The sequence below is a fragment of the Mesotoga sp. B105.6.4 genome (assembly GCF_002896535.1).
In the GTDB taxonomy this organism is placed as follows: Bacteria; Thermotogota; Thermotogae; order Petrotogales; family Kosmotogaceae; genus Mesotoga.
Genome location: NZ_JWIM01000081.1, coordinates 1 through 1,455 on the forward strand (window position 1 = coordinate 1; position 1,455 = coordinate 1,455).

Annotated in this window: 1 protein-coding gene; it reads left to right on the top strand. The window is 45.1% G+C overall.

Annotation, left to right across the window (positions count from 1 at the left end; genetic code table 11):
* Nucleotides 1-227: 227 nt before the first annotated feature.
* On the top strand, nt 228-1,455 hold a 1,228-nt coding region (locus RJ60_RS14435; RefSeq protein ID WP_146028939.1), incomplete at its 3' end, for an SUMF1/EgtB/PvdO family nonheme iron enzyme.

Genomic DNA, 1,455 nt, shown 5'->3' on the forward strand with positions numbered 1-1,455 from the left:
ACTAGTGTTCCTTATGCGAGACTTGACTCAATTAGCTACTTGCACAACACAATCTTCAAATAATCGTTTCCGATGCTCTGTAAAAAATGTTACAATGCTATACTGATTTTATGAGCCATTGCGCTATTTGTCATATATTACCTGAGTCTTCTCGTCTAGCTTCAAGTTCTCGCTTATGGAAGCAACTTTGAGACATAAGCAATTGCCAAAAGGGGGGGGTGGAGCATATGAGAAAGATCCAATTACTAGCACTGGTGGTAGCGAGCTTTACTGTGTTGTTCGGTATGGAAGCCCCAGGATATGTTGTGATAACCTCTTCAGACGGAGTTAAGATTCTCGTGGATGGTGTTCACAAGGGAACGGTTGTCGGAAGCCAGCTTATATTATCGCTTCTGCCAGGAACCTACACGCTTGCCGCTCAGAAAGAAGGCTATGAAGACACAAGCGTTGTCGTGACGGTCCAGTCAGGTAGATCGACGTCTGTGAGTATTGAACTGAGCCAGTCAAAGATTATTCAGGAAAAGATCCCGACTGAGCAGAAGAAGGTAGTTCTCGGGCAGAAGACAGGCACTATAAACATATACAGCATTCCTTTCCCTACGGCGAAGGTATCCATAAACGGAGTCAACTATGGAGAGACGGATATGAGGCTCACAAACTTCCCTGTCGGAAAGCTAACAGTGAAAGTAGACTCCGGTGGACAGAGTCTTCAGGCAGATTTCACGCTCAAAGAGAATGAAACTATCGATCTCCAAGCGAATTTCGTGGATGGAAAGATCTATCAATTATTCACTGTCATTTTTGACTTTCCAGATGATGTGGAAGTGACTATAGATGGGAATATTATAAAGAAGAACGAGTCCGTGGTTTTGATCGGTTCTGATCACCGTGTAGAAATGAAAGCGACCGATCTATCGCGCTATGAACCATCAAGCGTGAAACAGATAAAAGTGACGGGCAATGGCTCTTATGAATTGAGCCCAAATTTCTCGGAGGAACATATCGATTATGTCTCGACTCTTTACCCAGGAGAGCTTGTTCTTGTGGAAAAGGGCAGCTTCACCATGGGTGATACGTGGGGAGATGGTAGCAATGACGAGAAGCCAGTCCGCCTTGTAGAGTTGACCTACGACTTCCAAATAGGCAAATATGAGGTAACTTTTGACATGTACGATTGGTTCTGTGAAGAAAACGGCCGAAAGAAACCAAGCGACAACAATTGGGGAAGAGGTAATAGACCTGTTATAAACGTAAGCTGGTCGGATGCGATTGACTACTGCAACTGGTTGAGCGAGAAAGAGAAGCTTCCAAAGGCATATGATGACGCGGGTAATTTGCTGGATTCGGATGGCAGTGTGACCACAGACATAACGAAGGTAGTTGGATACAGGCTGCCGACGGAAGCCGAATGGGAGTACGCTGCGAGTGGAGGAAACAAGATCGAAGGATACAAGT